The sequence below is a fragment of the Erythrobacter sp. Dej080120_24 genome, assembly GCF_036322605.1.
Classification (GTDB): domain Bacteria; phylum Pseudomonadota; class Alphaproteobacteria; order Sphingomonadales; family Sphingomonadaceae; genus Erythrobacter; species Erythrobacter aurantius.
In genome coordinates this window covers 3,276,510-3,295,537 of the sequence record NZ_AP027262.1, presented here as the reverse complement: position 1 = coordinate 3,295,537, position 19,028 = coordinate 3,276,510, and the positions used below count along the sequence as shown (strand labels likewise).

Sequence of the window (19,028 nt, the reverse complement as noted above, 5' to 3'; positions counted from 1 at the left end):
GCTCGCATGTCCCTATCTGCCTCTACTCATTCAAGAACGTCGCTCGCCGAGACAGCTCGCTGCATCTGCGAAACGCGCGGCGGCAAATGGTCCGGCACAAAGGGCATGGCCTGTTGCCCCGCGCATGATGACCGCACGCCGTCACTCAGTGTGTCGCTCGGACGACAGGCCATCCTTTTCCATTGCTTTGCGGGATGCGATCAGCAGAGTGTACTGTCCGCATTGGCGTGTGAAGGTTTCGAGGCACCAGCCCTTTTTTCAGGCTCTGCGACTACCGACGGTTCCGAGCCGACCAGCACCCGCAAAGCCTCGGCGGCAGCTCTGAGGATCTGGCGCGATGCACAGCCACTGCGTGCCAGTCCGGCAAAGGCATATCTTGAGTGCCGCGGCATCCTCGCCGCATCTGCGGCGCTGCGCTTCCATCCAAGAACCCCACTTGGCCCGAAAGGACGAACCCGTTTTCTTCCCGCCATGATCGCGGCGGTCAGCCTCGACGAGGGGCCGATCGCCATCCATCGCACGTTTCTTTCGGGCAATGCCAAGGCCGATTTCGAAAAGCCGAAACGCGCGCTCGGCGCGCTCGGTGAAGCTGCTGTTCGCCTCTTCGCTCCGGCCTGCGGCAAGCTCGGCCTCGCCGAGGGTATCGAGAGCGCAATGTCGGCCTATGCACTTACGGGCATCCCCGTCTGGGCGACCCTGGGTAATGAGCGTTTCGGCATCGTCAGCGTGCCCGAGAGCGTGACCGAGCTTCACCTCTTCGTCGATCATGATGCTGGCGGCGAGCTGGCCGCGTCGCGCGGCCTGGCCGCCTATGCCCACGAGGGACGGACAATCCAGGTTCGTAAGCCTTCCTCACGCGACACCGACTGGAACGATGAACTGACAGCATGGCTGCGCCGCAAAGCGGCGCGGTAGAGGAGAGAGGGCTTCTCGAATTCCTGATCCGGCAGAGGGCGTGTCCCGATGCCCTCATCAGGAGGACGAATTGCCATGTTTCAATCAGACCTGTTTCCCGCCGGCGAGCAAATGCCGTTAGAGCCCCTGGCCTATGCCACCGGCACCAGGATTGCCGCGCTTCTTGCTTCGGGACGTCATCTTACCCGTACCGACATTTCCGGGCTGTTCGCCGAAGAGAGCCTCCTCCATCTGTGCATGCATCGCAATCGAGCCTTGAGCTTTCCAGTTATTCAAGCATGGTCTATATAAAGACCAAATTCAGTCCATCGGTGATTCATGAAACTAGACCAACGCATCAAACCGATCAGTTATCTGAAGGCCCACAGCGCCGAAATCATCCGGGAGATTGGAGATGGCGCCGGGCCGATGGTCATCACCCAGAACGGCGAAGCCAAGGCAGTTTTGCAGGATGTCGCCAGCTACGAGCGCGCACAGGAAACACTCGCACTGCTAAAACTTCTGGCGCTTGGGCAGGCCGATGTTGCCGCCGGTCGGACTCGCCCGGTGGCGGGCCTTGCGGATCGCGTTCGAGGTAAGTCAAACTGAATGATGAAAGCGGCCCTAGCGATCGAGATCACCTCCGGTGCGGAGCACGATCTTGCGGGTATCTGGCAGCGTCGCCTGACGCAGCGCGGGCCGGTTGGCGACGATGGTGCGGACACTCTGCTGGATGACCTCGTCGCGTCTATCGAAGCCCTTTCCGATAATCCTCAGAAGGGACTGGTTCCGCCGGAGCTCGAGGCCCTTGGAATCACCGAATTCCGGCAATTGTCACGCCCTCCCTTCCGGATCATCTACAGGTATCAGCTCGAACCAGAACCCGGATGTGTGACCGTATTCTTAGTCGCCGATGCGCGTCGAGATTTCCGGACGCTTCTCGAAGAGCGCTTGCTCGGCAGCGGGCAGGCATAGGCTGCCCTAAACAGGGCAGGATCCGAATGAATTCGAGCGCTGCTTCCGATTGCGCTCCTGCTTCCCCATCATCTCCTGCGCTCCGTATGACTGAATAAATCAATAAGCTCTTGTGTCGCTTAGCGCCGGGCCTTGTCATACGTTTGCTCAAGTCCAGGCGAACAATCTGTTTGGTCCAGATCATGGCGCGCGCGGATGGGTCTGCGCACCCAAAACAGCTGCTCTTTCGGACCGCACTCACTCGATCTCTGATCTCCCCAGCCCGGTCGCATCGATGGTCGCCACAACCATCGAAGTGAGAGTGGAGGGAGCCCTTTGGGCTTGTGGGCCTCGTGATCCTCTCCTGTGCCTTCATTCCATCAAGAGAACACCCATGATCCAGTCGATTCCCTTGAAGAAGCTCGTTCCAAGCCCGCGCAACGTTCGCAAGTCCAGCGACGTGCTGGCCGACCTTCAGCTGCGTGCAGACATTGCTCAGCTTACGATCTGGCGAATTCGAGCAGGGGTTCGATATTGTGACGATCGGCCGCGCGAAGAGCTTCGATGTATTGGTGCCGCGTCGTCCCGGCTGCGATCAGGGTTGTCCTCCCCCAGCTGAAATAGGGTTGCCCTAGATTCTTTGCGAGCAGATCGGCAGCGAGCCTGGACATCCTGCCATTACCGTTGGGAAAAGGATGGATTTGAGTTAGCCGGTGATGAAAGCGAAGGGCGATCTCGTCAGGTGGATAGGTGTCCTTTTCGATCCAGTACCTCACGTCGTCCATCATCTGGCGCAGATCGAGTGGAATCTGGAAGCTTTCCGAGCCGATGCGCCGGTTGGTTTCCTTGGAATAGTCTCCAGCCCAGCTCCACACTTTGCCAAACATGCGCCGGTGCAGTTCTCGTAAGCTGTGTTCATGGAGCCAGTCGCGCGATTGCCGCGTCGCCCATTTTTCTCCCTCGGTGATATTGATCTGCTCGGCTTCATTGAGTTCGTGGCGCAACGTGATGTAGCTCGGGATCAGTCCGAGCCTCTCTTCTGCCGAGAGCGGCGTGTTCCCATCCTCGTCGACAAAGAGGTCGTCGGTCACGATTCCTCATCCCAAAGCCGCGCTGGCGATCCACGCAGCAGATCTTCTGTCAGCCGTTCCTGCTCCTGGACCTGTGCTTCGGAACCCAAGCTTTGGTTTTCCAGTGCCATCGAATGGCTTGCGCGCTCGATGCGCTGCGCGGCAATTTGTCGCGCACGTATGCGCCTTAGCTCCTCAATCGGTGCGTTGGGGACGAGCGCATAAACAAGCGTACAATCGAGCGCCTCCGCAGCCTGCCTTAGCGAGCCTAGCGTGAGCGAATCGCGTGCTTCGCCCTTTTCCATCTCGACTATGACCGACTGCGACTTGCCCAACCGCTTTGCGAGCTGGCGTGTCGTCATGCCGTATGCATCCCTTATAGCGCGGATCCAGCCGCGCGGTGGGCGCGCGAGTTCGGGCCGATTGCGCAGCGGTGCGAGACGGGTTTCGAGGTGCTTGCGAGCCAGCGCCTTGGCATCCATGATTGTCTCCTATCGATCAATATCATGCATAATGATCTATTATTATCAATCAATCGTCAACATATTGATAGTCTTTAAGCGATCATTACGTAAAACCATGATAGCAAAAAACCGATCAGAGACGATGAATATGCGCTTGGTGCGATAGCAAGATTGTCGCGGTCAACCGTTCAACTCCTGGCCAACTGATACAGAGAAGAGCGAGCTTTGCACTTCCTGAACCGGGACATCTCCGTCCCGGAAATCAGGAGACCACTCATGACCAAGTCCCGCCGCACTGCTGCACCTTCGCCAGCCCAACGCATCACCGCCGCTATCATTGAAAAGCTCGAGCAAGGCACCAAGCCTTGGGTCAAGCCGTGGCGCGGTGTGCCCGTCTCGCGGCCCTTGCGATCCTGCGGAACGCCCTATCGCGGCATGAACACCTTCTGGTTGTGGATGGTAGCTGATGGCTGTGGCTATGCCTCGCCTTACTGGATGACGTACCGCCAGTGCCAGGCACTCGGCGGACAGGTCCGCAAGGGTGAGAAATCCACCATCGCGATTTTCTACAAGAGTTACACCAAGGAAGTCGAGAACGCCGAAGGCGAAGCTGACACCGAGTACCGGCGCGTGCTCAAGGCCTATGCCGTGTTCAACGCCGACCAGTGCGACGGCCTACCCGAGTTCTATCATCCCAAGCCGCTGGTTGCCGCGCTGGAGCCCGAAGGGCGCGAAGAGCGGCTTGATGCCTTCTTTGCCCATGTCGGCGCAGACCTTCGCCATCATGGCGCGCAGGCCTATTACGAACCGCTGCGCGACCGGGTCACCATGCCGCCAGCCGAACTCTTCGAAGCCTATGACCACTACTACGCGACACTCGCACACGAGTTGTCGCACTGGACGGGTCATTCTTCGCGGCTCGACCGCGATCTTAAGAACCGCTTCGGCAGCGACGCCTATGCTGCCGAAGAACTGATCGCAGAACTGTCCTCAGCAATTCTTGGGGCCGAACTGGGCCTTCCAGTCACCCACCTCGACCATCACGCCAGCTACATCGCGTCTTGGCTCCAGATCCTCAAATCGGACGAGCGCGCGATCCTCACCGCCGCGGCCAAGGCCGAGGAAGCGGCCAGCCTGCTGCTCGAACTGGGTGGATTCCAATCAACTGAAGGCGAGACCGATGTCGATCTCGCTGATGCAGCCTGAGGAGCAGTGAGATGGGACGTTCCGTCAGTTATCCGACCGGCTCCATGGTGGCCTTTCGCCTGCTTGATGACGGCGAAGACGAAGATTTCGACTGGACCTACGAGTGCCTCGTCGACGAGATCATCGCTACCACGAAGAGGGCCTTTCCTTCTTTCGAGCGCTTCGATGGATGGCGCGGCCGCGAGGACCGTATCCTCCTGCGCAACGCCTTCGCCGATTGCGGCATATCGACCTATTGCGGGCTCGCCGCGATCTGGCTCGCCGAGCGCGACGATGCCCGGTACTGGGAGGCGGATTTCCACAACCCACGAACGGCGAGGGCACGGCACTGGCTTGGCCAGGTGTCGGCAAGGTTTATCGAATTGTTCGGTGAGCTGCGCATAGTCGGGCGGTTCTCGAATGGCGAAGCAATCTTTGAACGAGATCGTCCTTGCAATTGACTGATATCAATATATATCGTGCAATTGAAAGGAAAGGTTATGGCGACGCAGCCACTTGAGCGGCAGACCGACGACGGCAAAGTTCTGACTTCGGCGATTGCCAAGATTGCCGCGTTCTGGGGGTTTACCAACGCCAAGCTTGGAACAATTCTGGGATTGTCTGAAGCGACCGCTTCGCGGCTACGCTCCGGAAAGTCCGAGCTCGACCCGACATCGAAGTCGTTTGAAGCAGGCCAGTTCCTGCTCCGGCTGTTCCGTTCGCTCGACGCATTGCTCGGAAGCGATGACCTTTCAGCGCGCGCTTGGCTAGCAACGCCCAATCTCGATCTCGAGGCCCGGCCGATCGACCTGATCGACAGCTTCAGGGGTCTGATTACCGTGTGCGACTATGTGGACGCCCACCGCGCTCGAGTCTGAGTTTCGCCGCTACCGTCGTACTGTGTGGCGCTTGGTCGAAGCGCAGCATCGGATCTCGACCAACAGGCTTGCCTCAAGCCTTGCCGAACAGAAGCGGCTCGAGGAACTGGCTGACGCCGCCAAGCCCGATTTGCCCAAGGCAGCACGCGGGATGCATCGCCTCCTCGCTTCCCCTTTCCGCTATGGCCACACGGTGGCCAGCCGGTTCCGGCGGGCGAATGAACGTCCCGGGATATTCTACGCCAGCGAGGCCGAGCGCACCGCCATTACCGAGACCGCCTATTGGCGGCTCAAGTTTGTCAGCCGTTCGCCCGGATTTGTGCCCGGTAACCGGACAAGCGAGCATTTGAGCTTCTCGGTGACGGTCTCAATTGCTCGGCTGAACGATACAACCCGGCCGCCGCTCGATGCCGATTGCGACCGCTGGCTTGACCCTGATGACTATTCGGCATGCCAGAAACTTGCTGCACAAGTCCGAGAGGCCGGAGGGCAGGGCATTCGCGCCGCTTCTGTGCGCGACCCTGAGGGCACCAACCTCGCGCTGCTCGATCCGGCATGTCTCGCGAAATCGGAGCCGGATTACGGACGGGGCTGGCACCTGCGCCATGAGGGAGGCCGGTTGTCGGCGATCGCAGCCTTTCCGCATAGTGAGGTGCTGACGTTCAGCCCAGAACAGTTCGGGCTTGGATAGATCGCTGCCTGATCCGAACTACCTCCAGCTGGCAGCCGCGCGACTGCCATTGGCGTAAGCCTGTTCGCTGATCCGAGGTGCCCTGTGGACCGGACAGGGCTCGCCGCAACCCGCGCAAGGCTGCGGCCCGTGTGGCCCGCGCCAGCCTTGCCTTGCGGGGTTTCCCGCTGACGCGGTGCAGCGATCCCTTTTGTCCGGCCCTACTGGGGCACGGCGAACAGGTCTCACGCAAACCCTTTGCCTTGAGGCTTGCCGCCTAGCCCAAGGAGGATTTTCGATATGTATGACAGCTTTGCATCCCAGCTTGCCGGCCTCGACCTGACAGGTTTCACCATCGCGCCCGCTCCATTCGATGCAACCGACTTCCCGTCCGAGGATGCCGTCGGACAGACGCTTGGTGCCGTCTGGTCCGATCTCTTCGCGCTGTTTTCCGATACCGCGCTTGAAGCAGACAGCGAAGACATCGCCTGGGGCCTCGTCAATCTGTTCCACCGCGCTGCCAGCCGCAAATCGGCCCAGCTTGACCGTGCATCTGACGAAATCCGGATCCTGCTCGCGTCCGCCGATGCATCGGAAATTCATGCCTCCAATCTCGAGGAACAGACCGCGCGGGCGCAGGCCGCCGAAGCGAGCATGCAGGCATTCGAGCAGATGCGCGAAATTGCGGCTTCCCTCTACCGCGACGAGACCGGTTGCTCGTGGACGCCGGTTTCCGGATCCCGCGTCAGCCATTCAAAGTCGCTGACATCGGCTGTGATCGACGCGCGCGATTTCCTGCGGGCACGGGCCGAAAGACGTCAGGCTGCGCATATGCCTGAAGGAACCCCGGTGATCTTTACCGGCGGGCGCAGCCGCTTTGAATGCACCGAGGATGCCAAAGTCTATGCCTCGAACATCTGGGCCACGCTCGACAAGGTTCGGGCCAATGTTCCCGATCTCGTCCTTGTCCATGGCGGTGACAGCAAGGGTGCCGACAGGCTCGCAGCGTCCTGGGCCGAACGTCATGACGTTCAGCAGCTCACTTTCTCTCTCGATCGCCGACTGGGCGCCCGTGCCGGGTTCAAACGCAACGAGCAGATGCTTTCGCTTCATCCCCGCTACGTGGTGGCCTTTCCAGGCAATGGTGTCACAGAGCGTCTGGTAATCGATGCCAAGAAGCAGCGGATTACCGTCGTCGATCGTCGCGGACCACTCGGTGTAAAGCCCGTTCATATTCAGGCCCGATGACCATGCAGGCACCTGTTATTGCTAGCTTAAAATGCATTATCCCATTGGGTGATCAACGGAGGTTCCAATGGTATGCTGGAAATCGATGTCGAGGCCGAAACCTCAATCCTGGACTGTCGCACCTGGTCCAGCGACAACGATGAGCAGGGTGCCGAAGTATGAGAATGAAGTATGCGAACGAAAATCAACGCCCGTTGATATTGCCATGCGCTCGATCTTGGTTCGAAAATGAGGGGCGGGTCCGACGTTGCAATGCTGCCGAACGTCGGACCACGCGGGTCTGGGGTCTTCTGCCTTCTCCAGATGCGATGAGCCGGTTTCACCGGCTGAGTTTGCCGGAATGCTCGAGGGGGCATTCCCGTGCGCCCCTGTCTGCCAGCATCCCGACGGCCAGCTCGCCCAGCCGTCGCATCGCCGATAACAACAGCCGCGTATAATTCTCAAGAAGTTTGCCTCGCTGATCCCGGCTTTGCGGCAGATCTCAACAACCGGTGTGCCATACTCACCCTGCATGATGACGAACGCTTGCCTAGCGCATCCGTGAACTGCGACGCGTTGGTTTAGTCGGCCTCGGTCTCGTGCCGTAACTCCGAACCTAGCCAGCAATGCCTGCGGCAAGAACTCTAACTCGAAACGGTCCAGTTTTCAGGTGGCAGAGTACGTATTTTTCCGAGCCTGAAAGCTGGGCACAGCGAGTGTAATCTCCTGTTGAAGGGCCGCCATGCTATTGAATTTAATAAGAAAAGGTTGTTTGCCATTTTCCAGCATCGCGGTTTCAGAACACATCGTGCGAAGATTCTCTTTACGGCATTCGGGATAGCTCTCTTCGCAATCTCCACCATCTTGGCGACTTCATCTTCGACAGACCAAACATCCACAGATGAATACCACTCTGCGGACCGCAAGGTTGGGGTTCAGGTTGTTGAGACATGGGTCGAGGAGTGGGACCCAGAGAAGCGCTGCTGGATCAGAATTGACCAGCCATCGGCCGGATGTTCCTCCGAAGTTGTCCGCCTTGTGGAAGACGAGAATCTCTCTCCGGGGGTGGCGTTTGGGCCATTTGTTGTCTTGAGCGAAAGAGTTGCAGGACTGGTCGGAACTACGGATTCTCAAAGTTTAAAATATTTCGAGCGGATGATGGCTGCATACCCTGACATTGATCAGTTGAACTTCATTGATGCACCAGGAACAATCCATGATGTCAGTAACCTCATGCTTGGTCGCTTGATCCGTGCCAGCGGGCTTTCAACACATGTCCCAAGCAATGGCTCAGCGCGTTCTGGCGCTGTCGACCTTTTCATTGCGGGCGTCCGCCGCACGATGGACAATGGCGCGCGCTTTGCGGTTCATTGTTGGTCCGATATTTACGGGAGGAGCCCTCATGACTTTGATGAACACGACCCGGTGAATGAACTATATCTCAATTACTACATGGACATGGGGTTGAGTCACGATAAAGCGCATGAGTTCTACGCAATGACCAACTCTGTTCCCCACACCAGCGCGTTATGGTTTGGACCTGAAGAGATGCAGAAGTGGATCGATACTCCTAGTGAGTTCGATCCTGCGAAGGATAATCGACGCCGTCGTCTATTAGACAATGAACGTCGAGAACCTGTGCAACCATCGACCCGCTGCCCAGCTTCCGCAAATGACATCCTCAATGGAAATAGCGGGTCGGGAATGTCCGCAGAGTAGTAAGTTCGAGCATGTCGAGTTTCGGAAGGAAAACATTACACGGCGAGCGTTCAAGAAGATTGCCGCGTCTTCCTTTCGTAAATCCGACAATTCGATTTGCAATTTCGGGAAGTCGGCTAAGTCCCAGCACAGCGCATAGGCTGGCGTATAGGCAATCGAACTGGACGGCAGCGGAGCATCGCCGAGCGCAAACCGCCGGTCTCACTTGCTTGAGTTCATTGTCGAGCAGCGCGCGCAATACCATCCAACCGCACTCCTTACTCGGCTACCAGCCTCCCGCACCACCAACGATCTTGCTTCACCCTTCTGTCCAGCTGCATGACGACCACAACGACTGGAACTCAAACCTATAAGATGGCCCACTTCAATGGGGTAGGGCAGGGGAACAGCATCTAGTCGAGGATCTGGCGCTCGTTCCACCCTTTGCGGACTGGGCGCGGTTCGTCCAACCGATTTGAAGGATACCCGAAAGGGTATCCTGTCGATAGGCCGCCTCGCGATGCTCCACCGACCGCTTTGCGGATTGATTTCCTGTCCCTTTCTCCTGCTACCAACGACAAATTTCGGACGTGTTTTGAGAGTCAGAAGATACGAGACAGCTAGGGGCCGGACAAAGAATGGGCGATCCCAAGTGTGCCGTCCGGAAGGAGAGGAATCATCGCTTCGCTTCGAGCTCCTCTGATCGCAAACTTTACTTTGCAGCAGGTTTTGACGAATCGATTGCAGCAAAGCGACGGGAAGCGATAGTCCGGCCTGCGCTGAAACTGATTGTTGGTAATGCTCCGTTTGGTTTTGTCGTTTCTACGTCCATGATCATACTGTTTGCGCCAGCGACTGCTTTCTTGGGCTTGAGCTTGTTTGCCCCAGTCACCAACCGCTATTGGCAATAACCTTGCAATTTTACGATCTGCTACAGCGCTACTTTGCCGCCAGCGACCTTTCCGGGGTTTCTCCCGAGACCTTTGCAGCCGGCATTGAACATTGCCGGGTCGATCTCGGCCTCGAGGAGGACCGGGGCAAGCGCTTTGCATTGTGATCGTTCCTGCACATGTTCGGGGTCGGCCCCGATCTCGATGTGGCGTTCGAGAACGAGGAAAACCGGGAAGCAGCGCTTGGGCTTCATGGATCTCCTTGCGGCATCGAAGGGCGATGAGGTAGGCTGATTGCAGTAGGGTCTTCGCGCCTTCAGACCCGCACCCGATACCCATCCGGCTTACTTCGCGAACAGTCCTGAACCAGGCCAGCTGAGGACGGCAACCCGTTCCTTTGACGGCCGTGTTGTCGCGCCCACTTGCGCGATTGCGAACGCAAAACCGGTTCCCACTTTTGCTGCAATCGCTCGGGCGCGCCTGCCCGCACCATCCGTCATGAACAGGTTTCCCTTGGAGCTTCGCTCCTGCGGTGCAGTCCTCCCATGCCCTGCTTCTTTCAGCTGTTCGCAAGCCGGAGATGGTCTCCGGTTTGAGGAACTGAAGGAATACACCCATGACCAATATTGCAATCCTCACTGGCCGCATCGCTCGCGATCCCGACACCCGCGAGACCAAGGGCGGCACCAACGTCACCGGGATCACCGTCGTCACCGATCGACCGCTGCGCGACAAGGACGGCAAGACCTACAAGGACGAGAACGGCTACACCGCCAAGGAAAGTGAGTTCCACCGGGTGACCTGCTTCAACGGCCTCGCCAAGACCGTCGGCCAGTACTGCTCCAAAGGCCAGCTGGTAAGTGTCCAGGGCCGCATCCACTACACCCAATGGGAGGACAAGGACGGGGTCGCGCGCTACGGCACCGAGATCCTCGCCGACAAGGTTGACTTCCTCTCCCGTGGCAGTGGCTCAGGTGACGAGAACGACAACACCGAAGCTCCCGAGATCGACTGACATCGATCCCGATCGATACCCTTACGAAGAGGCTCTGCGGCAAGCGGCAGGGCCTCTTCTTCTGTGGTTACTGGGTTCCCGGCGCTGCATTCAAAGTACGGGTTGAACCGCGCGCCGTCAGTTTCTCGATCGCGGCATCCTCGCCGAGTTTCCCGAGTTCTTCGGCAACCTTCCTCAGGCCCTTCCTTGAGAAGCTTTCGAGGCCGCTTCCCAGGATGATTTCGCCGAGTTCCTTGGCCGCTTGCACTTCAAGTTCGCGTTGCTTGGCGTCGAGCGCCTCGCGGTCCGCTTCGAGCTTTTGCAGGGCTGCAATCGCGCTCCTGTTTTGGGGCATGTGTCTTGTCCTTTTATCCCCCTCGGATCTGCTCCCCGATTGCTTCCATGCCCTCGTTATTGGGGTGTAGGAAAGGCAATTCGCACGCAGGAGATGTTTGATATTGGGCGGAGGTGGTGGGTCCTTGCTCACGGTTCTCCCAGCATGATGGCCTTGCGCCTCCCGCCTCAAGGACGGCGGGGCCCCACCATTTTGCCCGCCACCGGATTGCATCCGGCAGCGAACAAAATCGTTACCCCCACCGCCGCTTTCGCGGTCGCCCATCCGGGCGATCCCTGACCCGGGATGCACAAGACCATCGCGCGCACCTCCTGTCGTCTCACGACAGAAATCAGGAGGATTATCATGGCCTATTCGATGCATTGCGCACTTCCGTCTCGGAGCTATTTCGAGGCTCTGGAAACAGCCGAGAAGAGAGCGCTGCACAGCTTCTTCGATCAGCACGTTATCGAGGATGACGAACTCGGGTTCTTTGCCCTCGACGAGGGTGATTACAACATCTTGCCAGCGAATCTCTCAGCGCGGGTGGTCCACACGGTCCACGGCGGCATGCTCGACGAGTTCTGAGACTTCCGACAGGGCGGGAACCGGGAACGGTTCCTGCCCTTTTTTCTTGTTGGCCGGGTAGTCCAATCATGCACAAGAAACTGGTTCGGTCGGTTGCTCTGACGGTCGCCCACCGCGATGCGGCGGCGCCCGCTAATTGGAGCGGGCTGCGGACGCGCTCTGTCCCGCGCATCTTGCGATGCGCTCCTGAGGGCGCGGCATGATTTGCTCCTGGGCCCCGCGCGCACTTGCGAACCGGCGCCGGGTCGGACGGCGGGAAGCTAGGGCACGCGACATGCCCCGCTTGCCTTGCTTCCCACGCGCCCTTGGCCGCTGCCTTTTTCGCAGGTGCTGTCTTTGACTGGACGCGTCTAACTACCTTTTATCTGCATGCGGTGAGCTGCCAGGCCCGGTTGCTCGCGCTCCAACGTGGAGGTCGGAAAAAGTCGTCCTTGATCAATCCCTCTTACAGCCGGGACTACCTCGCGCACATCGGAACAAGGGAGCACACCGTACCCCACGATTTCGGGATTTATCTCTCTGTTATTGCTGAAGAATATGGTTTTGGGCGAAATCAACCCGTCTGCGAGTAGAGCGGCTTTGCGCTGATCCGCAGACAACTCACTTCTCTCTATCACGCTGAAATATCGTCTGAATCTTTCGATTGACCGCGAGTTGTTCACGATTTATTCTCATCAGCATCCTCCGCAAGGTGAGCCAGGTTCCGTCGGCCCGACAAGGAACCTGCTTCATGACCCGACAAGATCGGCTTCAGACATTCGTATCTCTCTCCGTAGGTAACTGGGTTCGCCAGTGTGCCGCGGACCATGGCGTTAGTGTCAGCGTCTTTATCCGTGACCTCATTGTTGCAGCGTGGCAGCGCGACAACGAGGCGAAGGACCGCCCGGCAGGGCTCGATCCCGCGCGCCAGGCTATTTTCATTTCGGTAGCGCTCGATGCTCTTCTGGCTAGCCATCCTGATGCAAGTTTGCGCGACCGTGCTCACGAAGCCTACCGGCGACGCCTCGAGCGTCTTGGGCTCCCCGTCAACGCGAGCATGGGAGCCCATTGCCATGAAGCATAATCTCCTGAACTTCACCCGCGGCAGCCAGCTGCTCGGCCATTTCGGTTTCATGTTTGCAGCCGGCCTGAAGGGCCCTTTGATCGTCACCGGTCTGGTTGCGGTCGGCACCTGCTATTGGGAAGTGCGGTCGGCTCTGAGCGATCACCAGATCTACCTGGTCTGGATGCATATCTACGCCAGTCTCTATGCCTTCATGGAGTTCGATCCGGCCAAGCTGGTCAACCTTGAATTGCTTGACGGCGAAAGAGTCGGCCTTCCGTTTGGCATCGTTCGCGAGTTCCCGCCGATGCGCGAGGCGGTCGAGGGATTTCGTTCGGCAGTGAAGGTGGGATTGCTGGTCTCGGCAGTACTGCTGATCCCGGCATTCGTGTTCTTCTGGTGGTTCGCCGAGCGCTTTGGCGGGCGGTCGAAGGAGCGCAAGCACGAGCGCGGTGCGATGCTTGTTTCGCTCGACGAGCTCGAAGAAGAAATCGAGCGCTATAATCGCAAATATCGCGCTGAGGAGCTGAGCCGGAAGTTCGGCTGGAAATGGCGGCTCGCAAGCTCTTCTGCGCTGGCGGAAGCCGGGCATTACACGCCCGCCCACCTCGCCGGAGTTAGCTGGCCATGGCGGCTTGAGCAAAGCCACACCATGCTGATTGGAACAACCGGGACCGGTAAGACCGTCGCGCTTACACAGCTCGTAACCGAGGCTCGTGAGCGCGGTCAACGCGCGGTGATTTTCGATCTTACCGGCGCCTTTATCGAAGCCTACTACGATCCTGCCCGCGACATTATTCTAAACCCGATCGATGCGCGTTGTCCGGTGTGGAGCGTCTTTAATGATTGCTCGAGCGAAGCCGAATTTCATGCCGCAGCCGAGGCGCTGGTGCCCCATGATGGCGGCGGATCGGAACAGTTCTGGGTGCTGGCTGCACGCATGCTATTTGTCGAGATGTGTCTCCATCTCTCGCGCAAAGGGGCAACGACCAACGAGGCACTTGCGCAGAAATTGATGACCGCTGACCTGTCCGAAGTGCATAAATTGATGCGCGGTACCATGGCCGATCCGCTGACCGCCCCGGAGGCGGCCCGCATGGCGGAATCGATCCGCGCGGTGTTCAATGCGAATGCGAAAGTGCTCAAGCTCTTGCCCTCATCCGGACCGCGTTTTTCGGTCCGCGACTGGGTCAAAGGCGACTGCAAGGCGGGCTCGATCCTGTTCCTCTCTGCCCGCTATGTCGACATGAGCATCTCCTCGCAGTTGCTGACGCTGTGGCTCGACACGGCGATGAATACGCTGATGACGCTCGAGCGCACACAGGACCTCAGAATGTGGTTTCTGATCGACGAGCTCGGCGCCCTTCACCGACTACCGGCGCTTGAAAAGGGACTGCAAACCGCGCGCAATTTTGGCGGTGCAATCGTCACCGGGGTGCATGCGTTTGCCAAGCTCAAGGAAGTCTACGGCGAGAACATGGCCATGACATTGTCCTCGCTTGCGCGAACCAAGCTCATTCTGGCGACGGCCGATCGTGAGACAGCGACCTGGTGCTCTGATTTCATCGGCCATCGGCAGGTGCGCGACATGGAAGAAGGCTATAGCTATGGGTACAACAATGCGCGCGATGCAGTCAGCCTGACACCCAGGCGGCAGATCGAGCCGTTGCTCCTGCCCGACCAGTTCATGAACCTTCCGCGGCTGTCGGCCTACATCAAGTTCCCCGACGGATTCCCCGCTGCGCCGGTATCGCTCATTCCGCGCACGCGTGGCCGTATTGCCGAAGGTTTTATCGCCCGCGAGAAACCAATCATAAAGCCTGGGCAGGGTTCGGCGGCAACGAGGCCCCAAAGAAATCCGGGTCCGAAAGCTCGGGACGAGCATCCGGCCTCGAACGACGACGGTGCCGGTAAACCTGTCGATACAAAGCAGCTCGGACTCGATCTGGAGGGGCAGCGCCGTGTCGCCGATGAACCGCAAGATCGACAGGAGCCTGTGCCGCTTGAAAAGCTGAACGCAGGGCGCGCTGCTGGTGATCTCGGTGCCGAAACCCGCTCCGATACTCATCTGGATGCAGGTCCAACGCTCCCTCTTGCCGCGGTGCAAACCGGTGAGGATGCACCAGCAATGGGCGCGGAACAGCATTCGTCCGAACCCGGAGCCGCCGGAGATGGCGCCCGTGGCAATGGCGGTTCGACGCCTCAAGGCCGTGCGGCTGCAAACGGGCGCCAGCCACTCACGCCTGTCGAAAAAGACTTGCGTGAAGGTGCGGTCGCAGATCCTCCGGAAAAGGATTTCGGCGAGTTCGAGCCCGACATGTGAAAGGCAAATGGGGAGGGATTACCCGGCCGCGTAGGGAGCCGTGACGAGGACCAGACAGAATGCTTTCCGTCGCCAATGTGCGTTCGCCTTCAGCTGCCGCGAGCTATTTCGCGGCAGACAATTACTACACCGGCGCCGATGCCGATCGTTCCGGAACCTGGGTCGGGAAGGGAGCGGAACGTCTTGGTCTTGAGGGCCGCGTAAACGCCGAGCAGTTCGATGCCTTGCTGCGGGGAGAACTTCCCGGTGGTATCCAGGTCGGCAATGCGGGACAGGCCCACAGACCTGGAACCGACCTCACATTCTCGCTCCCGAAAAGCTGGTCGCTGCTCGCGCTAGTGGGCGGCGACCAGCGGATTATCGATGCCTATCGCGAGGCCGTCATCGAGACCTTGCACTGGGCAGAAAAGAACGCGGCGCAGACCCGGATGGGCAGTCAGGCTGGCTACGGGAAGGTCGCGACCGATAACCTGGCGATTGGTCTTTTTCAGCACGACACCAACCGCAACCAGGAGCCAAACCTGCATTTTCACGCGGTCGTGGCGAATGTCACGCAAGGCAGCGACGGGAAGTGGCGCGCGCTTCGCAACGACAAGCTTTGGTCGTTCAACACGCTGCTCAACTCGATGACCATGGCGCGCTTTCGTCTGGCAGTCGAAAAGATGGGTTACGAGGCTGGGCCGCTTGGAAAGCATGGCAACTTCGAAGCAGCGGGCATTGCCCGCGAGCAGGTGATGGCCTTCTCAACGCGGCGCGAAGAAGTCCTCGCAGCCAGGCGCGGGAGCGGACTGGAGGCAGGAATTGTCGCAACGTTGGAAACACGCAAAAGCAAGGAACCAGTGCGCGATCGCGAGGGCCTTCTTTCGTCGTGGCGCCAGCGAGCCGACGAGGTCGGTCTCGATCTTGGAGGCCTGATTGACGCATCCCAGATGCGTGCTGCGGCGAAGGTCGCCGAAAGCTCGAAAGAGCAAAGCCTCCTTCAGCGCGGGATTGCGAAGCTGAGGGAGTTTGCTCAGCGGATCAAGGGTGATCCGGCTGATCCACTGATCCCTGCACATGTCCTCAAGCAGGATGCGCCGACCATCGCGGCCGCGCAGGCCGTGGCCTCTGCGGTGCGCCATCTCTCGCAGCGCGAGGCAGCCTTTCCCCGTGAGGGATTGCTGAAGGCGGCGCTCGATTTTGGGCTACCGACGACGGTGGACCACGTCGAAACCCGTGTGAACGCATTGGTCAGAAGCGGCGCACTCGAGCCCGGCAAAGGCCAACACAAAGGCTGGCTGGCGAGCCGGGAGGCGCTCGACCTTGAAAGCACCATTCTCGCTAGTGTTGACCAGGGGCGAAGTGCGGTGTTGCCCATCCTCGATCGACGGGACGCCGCAGAACGGGTTCAGGCTGTTGCAGCGATCAACCACGGAATCTCGCTCAACGAAGGGCAGGAGGATGCGGCGGGCCTTGTGCTCTCATCGCGTGACAGGATTGTAGCGATCCAGGGCATTGCCGGGGCGGGCAAAAGCAGCGTGATGAAGCCGGTTGCCCAGCTGCTTCGCGAGGAAGGCAAACAAGTGCTGGGGCTTGCGGTGCAGAACACGCTCGTCCAGATGCTCGAGCGCGATACCGGCATACGTTCGATGACCGTCGCCCGGTTTCTCGCCCAATGGGGCAGGCTTCTGCGCGAGCCGGGAAATGCCTCCCTGCTTGACGAAGCTCGGAGCGCGCTCGGAGACCATGTCCTGGTGCTCGACGAGGCGTCGATGGTGTCGAACGAGGACAAGGCAAAGCTGGTAAGGCTGGCGAACTTTGCCGAAGTCCAACGCCTGGTTCTCGTCGGCGACAAGCGACAGCTAGGCGCCGTCGATGCCGGTAAGCCCTTCGACCTAGTCCAACAGGCCGGGATCGAGCGCGCTAACATGGATGTGAATTTGCGCGGCCGCGATCCCCTCCTGCGGCGAGCCCAGGCAGCAGCGCAGGAGGGACGCATCGACGATGCGCTCCGGGCGCTTGCTCCTTCAACCATCGAGGCTCGCGGGGACAGTGCTATTGTTGCTGCCGAAAAGTGGCTTTCGCTCAGCCCAGCGGATCGGGATCGGACGTCGATTTACGCGTCGGGACGGGCCTTGCGGTCTGCGGTCAACGAGGCTGTGCAGCGCGGGCTCAAGGCCAATGGCGAGCTCGGCCCACGATCAGGCCGGCTGACCGTTCATTCTCGGGTGAATATGACACACGAGGAGCTGCGATACCTTCGCACATACCAATCGGGCATGGTTCTCAACTTTCGCTCGCGCGACAGCACCCAGAAACTCTCCAGGGGTGACTACATCGTCAAGACCATCGACCAAGCGCGCAAGCAGCTCGTGCTTGAGGACAGGAAGGGGCGGCTTCGCAAATTCAATCCCGCGCGTCTGCGCCCAGGCGCAGACAATGGCCGGCTGTCGCTCTTCGAACGCAAATCGCTGTCCATCATTGAGGGTGACAAGATCCGTTGGACCGACAACGACCACAAGCGCGGGCTGTTCAACGCCGATCAGGCGAGAATCGTGGCCATCGACACAAAAGGCGTCTTGGTGGAGACATCAGCGGGCAAGGAGCTCCGCCTGAGCCGCGCCGACCCCATGCTCAAACGCATGGACCTCGCCTATGCCCTCAATGCGCATATGGCGCAGGGACTGACCTCGGATCGCGGGATCGCGGTGATGGACAGCCGCGAACGCAATCTTGCCAATCGGCAGACCTTCCTGGTCACGGTCACCCGGCTTCGCGACGGCCTTACGCTGATTGCAGACAATGCCGAGAAACTCGGCCGGGCCATCAAGTCCAACAGCGGCGAGAAAGCTTCGGCCCTTGAAGTAACGCAAAGGCTCAAGGCGGCAGCCGCCAAGGGCTTTTCACAAGACAAGGATGTTGGCAGCGCTTCACCTGCAAGTGACAAGCTCGAACTGACAAAGGAACGGGTAAAGCCTTTCGAAATCGGTATCTGAAACCTGGCAACCGATCTCAGATAGCCCGCCCGAACCAGATGACCCTACCGACGACCTGGATTTCCGATCTGTCGACGTCGTCCCAACTCGGATAGGCCGAATTATCGCTGCTGATGGTGATCTTGCGGCCACCTGGCTTGAGTGTCACGCGCTTGACGACCAGCGCATCGTCGGCGCGCAGGACGTAGATGCCGTCGCGTAGCCGCGAGCCCTGGTCCGACGCATCGACCAGCACTTCGTCGCCATCGCTGAGTGTCGGCTCCATGGAGTCGCCCAGGACATGGATGATCGAAAGGCTGGCACTCTTTGCTCTGGTGAGCGTGGCAAGCCAGCGTTCGTCGAAACCGAAGCGGGTATGGGCGGTCTCGCTTTCGGCAATCGCTCCGAAACCTGCCGACGCATCGACATTGAGCACGGGAATTTCGATCAACCCATCACGCATGGGTGCAGGCGGTCCGCCAAGCACTTGCTCGTCGACCCCGAAGAAGCTGGCAAGCGTACGCCGGTCATCGTCATCCAGCTTTCGCGGCGAACCACGCTTGATGAACTGCTGAATATAGGACGAGTTTCGTCCGATCATCCGCGAGATCGAGGAATATCCGAGCCGTCGCTGCTGGATCAGGCGATCGAGCTCCTCTCTGACATGTTCCATCGTGTCGTTCCTTCTGACGGTCTCAGGAGAGAAGGAAATCTCCTAGACTCGATGGAACCTTCCTAATAAGAACAAAACATGAACACAAGAGCGGAGTGAGTCGAGAAAGGCCATGAAATTGCTGGATCGCATTGAGCGTCATCTCACGGAATCGCACATGTCGGCAACGCGGTTCGGGCGCCGCGCAGTT

Annotated in this window: 20 protein-coding genes and 1 pseudogene; 17 read left to right on the top strand and 4 right to left on the bottom strand. The window is 59.2% G+C overall.

Annotation, left to right across the window (positions count from 1 at the left end):
• Positions 1–6 precede the first annotated feature (6 nt).
• The 4 genes from AABA34_RS15830 (at position 7) to AABA34_RS15815 (ending at position 1,869) form a co-directional block, all read left to right on the top strand.
• Positions 7–915 carry a DUF7146 domain-containing protein gene (locus AABA34_RS15830; RefSeq protein ID WP_338303329.1) on the top strand — a complete coding sequence of 303 codons (909 nt, stop codon included), beginning with the start codon at positions 7–9 and terminating at the stop codon, positions 913–915.
• 75 nt (positions 916–990) lie between these two features.
• The gene (locus tag AABA34_RS15825) at positions 991–1,206 is read left to right on the top strand and encodes a hypothetical protein (RefSeq protein WP_338303328.1); all 216 of its coding nucleotides are present in this window, start codon (positions 991–993) and stop codon (positions 1,204–1,206) included.
• A gap of 27 nt (positions 1,207–1,233) precedes the next feature.
• A complete protein-coding gene (locus AABA34_RS15820; protein ID WP_010240558.1) occupies positions 1,234–1,503 on the top strand; it encodes a type II toxin-antitoxin system Phd/YefM family antitoxin in 270 nt (89 codons plus the stop codon).
• Entirely contained in the window at positions 1,504–1,869 is a 366-nt protein-coding gene (locus tag AABA34_RS15815) for a type II toxin-antitoxin system RelE/ParE family toxin (protein ID WP_338303327.1), read from the top strand.
• 479 nt (positions 1,870–2,348) lie between these two features.
• Here AABA34_RS15815 and AABA34_RS15810 read toward each other — a convergent pair whose 3' ends face one another.
• On the bottom strand, positions 2,349–2,939 hold the full coding sequence (locus AABA34_RS15810) for a mobile mystery protein B (protein WP_338303326.1): 591 nt from the start codon (positions 2,937–2,939) through the stop codon (positions 2,349–2,351).
• On the bottom strand, positions 2,936–3,400 hold the full coding sequence (locus AABA34_RS15805; protein WP_338303325.1) for a mobile mystery protein A: 465 nt from the start codon (positions 3,398–3,400) through the stop codon (positions 2,936–2,938). Before AABA34_RS15805 ends, AABA34_RS15810 begins: the two co-directional genes overlap by 4 nt.
• A gap of 258 nt (positions 3,401–3,658) precedes the next feature.
• On the opposite strand from AABA34_RS15805, the gene AABA34_RS15800 reads away from it, so the two are divergent.
• The 9 genes and pseudogenes from AABA34_RS15800 to AABA34_RS15760 all read left to right on the top strand — a co-directional run bounded on the left by AABA34_RS15800 (position 3,659) and on the right by AABA34_RS15760 (position 10,945).
• Complete coding sequence (locus AABA34_RS15800) at positions 3,659–4,588, top strand: ArdC family protein (RefSeq protein ID WP_338303324.1); 930 nt, start codon at positions 3,659–3,661, stop codon at positions 4,586–4,588.
• Positions 4,589–4,599: 11 nt separating this feature from the next.
• The gene (locus AABA34_RS15795) at positions 4,600–5,028 is read left to right on the top strand and encodes a hypothetical protein (RefSeq protein WP_338303323.1); all 429 of its coding nucleotides are present in this window, start codon (positions 4,600–4,602) and stop codon (positions 5,026–5,028) included.
• Between the two features lie 39 nt (positions 5,029–5,067).
• A complete protein-coding gene (locus AABA34_RS15790; RefSeq protein WP_338303322.1) occupies positions 5,068–5,445 on the top strand; it encodes an antitoxin Xre/MbcA/ParS toxin-binding domain-containing protein in 378 nt (125 codons plus the stop codon).
• A gap of 22 nt (positions 5,446–5,467) precedes the next feature.
• Positions 5,468–6,136, top strand: a complete 669-nt coding sequence (locus tag AABA34_RS15785) for an RES family NAD+ phosphorylase (protein ID WP_338303321.1) — start codon at positions 5,468–5,470, stop codon at positions 6,134–6,136.
• Between the two features lie 279 nt (positions 6,137–6,415).
• Positions 6,416–7,363 carry a DUF2493 domain-containing protein gene (locus tag AABA34_RS15780; protein ID WP_338303320.1) on the top strand — a complete coding sequence of 316 codons (948 nt, stop codon included), beginning with the start codon at positions 6,416–6,418 and terminating at the stop codon, positions 7,361–7,363.
• A gap of 708 nt (positions 7,364–8,071) precedes the next feature.
• Positions 8,072–9,061: a hypothetical protein gene (locus AABA34_RS15775; RefSeq protein ID WP_338303318.1), complete on the top strand. Its 990-nt coding sequence runs from the start codon at positions 8,072–8,074 to the stop codon at positions 9,059–9,061.
• A gap of 617 nt (positions 9,062–9,678) precedes the next feature.
• Positions 9,679–9,951 carry a hypothetical protein gene (locus AABA34_RS15770; RefSeq protein ID WP_338303317.1) on the top strand — a complete coding sequence of 91 codons (273 nt, stop codon included), beginning with the start codon at positions 9,679–9,681 and terminating at the stop codon, positions 9,949–9,951.
• Between the two features lie 2 nt (positions 9,952–9,953).
• Positions 9,954–10,224 (top strand): annotated as a pseudogene (locus tag AABA34_RS15765) (hypothetical protein).
• 322 nt (positions 10,225–10,546) lie between these two features.
• Positions 10,547–10,945 (top strand): single-stranded DNA-binding protein, encoded by a 399-nt coding sequence (locus AABA34_RS15760; protein WP_338303316.1) that lies wholly within the window; start codon positions 10,547–10,549, stop codon positions 10,943–10,945.
• 67 nt (positions 10,946–11,012) lie between these two features.
• On the opposite strand, the gene AABA34_RS15755 is transcribed toward AABA34_RS15760, so the two are convergent.
• On the bottom strand, positions 11,013–11,279 hold the full coding sequence (locus tag AABA34_RS15755; RefSeq protein WP_338303315.1) for a DUF6437 family protein: 267 nt from the start codon (positions 11,277–11,279) through the stop codon (positions 11,013–11,015).
• A gap of 345 nt (positions 11,280–11,624) precedes the next feature.
• Between AABA34_RS15755 and AABA34_RS15750 the strand changes: the two genes are divergently transcribed.
• The 4 genes from AABA34_RS15750 to mobF all read left to right on the top strand — a co-directional run bounded on the left by AABA34_RS15750 (position 11,625) and on the right by mobF (position 18,186).
• Positions 11,625–11,846, top strand: coding sequence for a hypothetical protein (locus tag AABA34_RS15750; protein ID WP_338303314.1), 222 nt, complete (start codon positions 11,625–11,627; stop codon positions 11,844–11,846).
• Between the two features lie 730 nt (positions 11,847–12,576).
• Positions 12,577–12,909: a hypothetical protein gene (locus AABA34_RS15745; protein ID WP_338303313.1), complete on the top strand. Its 333-nt coding sequence runs from the start codon at positions 12,577–12,579 to the stop codon at positions 12,907–12,909.
• A complete protein-coding gene (locus tag AABA34_RS15740; RefSeq protein ID WP_338303312.1) occupies positions 12,899–15,211 on the top strand; it encodes a type IV secretion system DNA-binding domain-containing protein in 2,313 nt (770 codons plus the stop codon). Before AABA34_RS15745 ends, AABA34_RS15740 begins: the two co-directional genes overlap by 11 nt.
• A 59-nt stretch (positions 15,212–15,270) precedes the next feature.
• Positions 15,271–18,186, top strand: coding sequence for a MobF family relaxase (gene mobF / locus AABA34_RS15735; protein ID WP_338303311.1), 2,916 nt, complete (start codon positions 15,271–15,273; stop codon positions 18,184–18,186).
• Positions 18,187–18,202: 16 nt separating this feature from the next.
• On the opposite strand, the gene AABA34_RS15730 is transcribed toward mobF, so the two are convergent.
• Positions 18,203–18,838 (bottom strand): S24 family peptidase, encoded by a 636-nt coding sequence (locus AABA34_RS15730; protein WP_338303310.1) that lies wholly within the window; start codon positions 18,836–18,838, stop codon positions 18,203–18,205.
• Between the last annotated feature and the right edge of the window lie 190 nt (positions 18,839–19,028).